Raw genomic sequence first — 3,177 nt, 5'->3', positions numbered from 1 at the left:
CGCTGCCGGGCCTCGATCCTGTCCGCATTGTGCGACATGAACGAAAGAAGAACATCAGGCTCCGGGCGGAGTCAAAGTTGTTCGTGATTTTTCTTCACTGCCCCTCCCGCTCGTCATGGCCGGGCTCGACCCGGCCATGACGAGCGGCGTGTCCGGACGAGGTGCGGACCGGGCCGACGCCCTGGAATGGATCCCCGGGTCAAGCCCGGGGATGACGAGCTGGGACGTGGGGGAAGGAAAGGGTGTCAGGCGAAGGTCAGCAGGGCCAGGCCGGCGCCGCCGATGGCGATGCGGAGCCAGCCGAAGGGGGCGAGGCCGCGGCGGGTGACGACGGCGAGCATGGTGCGGATGACCACCAGGGCGACCAGGAACGACACCACGAAGCCGATGGCGATCAGCGGGATGGTGCCGGAGGTGAGCTGGTCGCGGCTCTGCCAGGCGTCCAGGACGAAGGCGCCCAGCATGGTGGGAATCGCCAGGAAGAAGGTGAACTCGGCGGCGGCGCGTTTCTCGACGCCCATCAACATGCCCCCGACGATGGTGGCGCCCGATCGCGAGACGCCGGGGATCATGGCCAGCACCTGGAAGAGGCCGATGGCGAGGGCGCGGCCCAGCGAGAGGCGCATGGCGTCGTGCTCGACAGGGCGCGGGGCGATGCGGTCCACGAACAGCAGGATGACGCCCCCGATGATCAGGGAGATGCACTGCACCTGAGGCGTCTCGAACAGCACCTCCTTGATGAAGTCGTGGAGCAGCAGGCCCAGGACCACCGAGGGGATGAAGGCGACGATCACGGTGAGGGCGAACTTGCGCGCCTCGGGGCTGGTGGGCAGGCCGATCACCTGTTTCCACAGCTTGCCGAAATAGAGGACGACCACCGCCAGGATGGCCCCGAGCTGGATCATAACCGCGAAGGTGTCCCAGAAGCCGTCCGGCAGCCCCATCGCCTTCTTGGCCAGCAGCATCATGCCGGTCGACGAGACCGGGATGAACTCGGTCAGCCCCTCGATGATCCCCAGGATGACGGCGTAGGCCCAGTCCGGCAGCACGTTGACGCTCCAATACAGGTCGGCGGGGCCGACAGGGCGCGGACTATGGTGAACAACAGGTTCATCTCAAAATTGGACTAATTATTCGACCGACCAGCCGAAAACGATCGCAAGGGTGTCGAGAAGGCCCGATTATAGTCCCAATATTTTACCATCATCTTTCCAGAGTGTTTTCCGACCTCTAGAGGCCGAGCGGACGGAGGCGCCCATGGCTGAGCGGATGTTGAAGTTCACGGCGACCGCCCGGGCCACGCCCGAGAAGCGGGACGCCGGGGCGCGCGCCGGGGATTTCCACGAGATCTACCGGGACTTCATCGACGCCAAGGCGGCGGAGCAGGCTTCGCGCTGCTCGCAATGCGGCGTGCCGTTCTGTCAGACGCACTGCCCGCTGCACAACAACATCCCCGACTGGCTGCGGATGACGGCCGAGGGGCGGCTGGAGGAGGCCTACGCCCTCAGCCAGGCCACCAATTCCATGCCCGAGATCTGCGGCCGGATCTGTCCGCAGGACCGCCTGTGCGAGGGCAACTGCGTCATCGAGCAGTCGGGCCACGGCACCGTCACCATCGGGGCGGTCGAGCGCTACCTGTCGGACAAGGCCTGGGAGGAAGGCTGGGTGCGGCCGCTGGTCGCCCAGCCCGACCGCGGGCAATCCGTGGGGATCGTCGGCGCCGGGCCCGCGGGCCTGGCCGCCGCCGAGCGGCTGCGCGAGCTGGGCTATCGGGTCACGGTCTACGATCGACACGACCGGCCCGGCGGCCTGCTGGTCTATGGCATCCCCGGCTTCAAGCTGGAGAAGCAGGTCGTGGAACGCCGCACTCGCCGCCTCGCCGAGGGCGGCGTGGAGTATGTGCTGGGCTTCGAGGCGGGCCGCGACGCCACGCTGGAGCAACTGCGGGCCCGGCACGACAGTCTCCTGCTGGCGACCGGCGTCTATGCCGCGCGCGACCTCGCCACGCCGGGCGCGGGCTCGTCGGGGGTGGTGGCGGCGCTGGACTACCTGATCGCCTCCAACCGCAAGGGCCTGGGCGACGAGGTCCCCGACTTCGACTCCGGCGTGCTGAACGCCGAGGGCAAGGCCGTGGTGGTCGTGGGCGGCGGCGACACCGCCATGGACTGCGTACGCACGGCGATCCGCCAGGGCGCGACCTCCGTCACCTGCCTCTACCGCCGCGACCGGGCGAACATGCCGGGCTCGGACCGCGAGGTCGGCCACGCCGAGGAAGAGGGCGTGGTGTTCGAATGGCTGGCCGCGCCGAAGGCGGTGACCGGCGACGCCCTGAAGGCCGCCGGCGTGGTCGCCGCGCGGATGCGCCTGGGCGCTCCCGACGCTTCGGGCCGGCAGGCGCCGGAGGAGATAGAGGGCGCCGACTTCGAACTGAAGGCGGACCTCGTGATCAAGGCCCTGGGCTTCGACCCCGAGGACCTGCCCACCGCCCTCGCCGCGCCCGACCTCGGCGTCACCCGCTGGGGCACGCTGAAGACCGACATGCGCAGCATGATGACCTCGATCCCCGGCGTCTTCGCCGCCGGCGACATCGTGCGCGGCGCGAGCCTGGTCGTCTGGGCCATCCGCGACGGGCGCGACGCCGCCGAAGCCATCCACCGCTACCTCGCCGCGCACGCCAGCGCCGGCCTCGTCCCCGCGGAGTGACGCCGATGACCGACCTCCTCGCCCGCTACGAACGCGACCGGCAGCGCCTGCTCGAGGCCAACGGCGGTTACGACATCACCGAGCAGCACGACGCCTGCGGCGTGGGCCTGGTCTGCGCCATCGACGGCAAGCCTCGCCGCGAGGTGGTGGAGCTGGCGATCCGCGCGCTGAAGGCCGTGTGGCACCGGGGCGCCATCGACGCCGACGGCAAGACCGGCGACGGCGCCGGCGTGCTGGTCAGCGTGCCGCAGGACTTCTTCGCCGCGCACGTGGAGCGGATCGGCCATGTGGTGCGGCCCTGGCCGATCGCGGTGGGCCAGGTGTTCCTGCCGCGCGTGGACCTGGCCGCCCAGGAGGCGGCCCGGACGATCGTGGAGAGCGAGGCGCTGCGCTTCGGCTTCTACATCTACGGCTGGCGGCAGGTGCCGACCGACACCTCGGTGATCGGCGAGAAGGCCAACGCCACCCGCCCCG

General features: G+C 69.7%; 2 protein-coding genes and 1 pseudogene. 2 read left to right on the top strand and 1 reads right to left on the bottom strand.

Annotated elements, in window-relative coordinates:
- Nucleotides 1–245: 245 nt before the first annotated feature.
- Nucleotides 246–1,046, bottom strand: coding sequence for an undecaprenyl-diphosphate phosphatase (locus Q0L11_RS17465; RefSeq protein WP_296598921.1), 801 nt, complete (start codon nt 1,044–1,046; stop codon nt 246–248).
- A gap of 211 nt (nt 1,047–1,257) precedes the next feature.
- Here Q0L11_RS17465 and Q0L11_RS17460 point away from each other — a divergent pair, with 211 nt between their 5' ends.
- Entirely contained in the window at nt 1,258–2,703 is a 1,446-nt protein-coding gene (locus Q0L11_RS17460) for an NAD(P)-dependent oxidoreductase (protein WP_296598919.1), read from the top strand.
- Between the two features lie 5 nt (nt 2,704–2,708).
- Nucleotides 2,709–3,177: pseudogene (locus Q0L11_RS17455) on the top strand (glutamate synthase large subunit); the annotation flags it as partial.

It is taken from the genome of Phenylobacterium sp. (genome assembly GCF_024508875.1).
Taxonomy (GTDB): Bacteria; Pseudomonadota; Alphaproteobacteria; order Caulobacterales; family Caulobacteraceae; genus Phenylobacterium.
Note: the sequence above shows the minus strand (reverse complement) of the source record. Positions and strands in the feature narration are given on the sequence as shown.

What these genes read in the sequence shown, in the direction of transcription:
- Q0L11_RS17460 (WP_296598919.1), top strand. Translation starts at nt 1,258, where the DNA reads ATGGCTGAGCGGATGTTGAAGTTCACGGCGACCGCCCGGGCCACGCCC.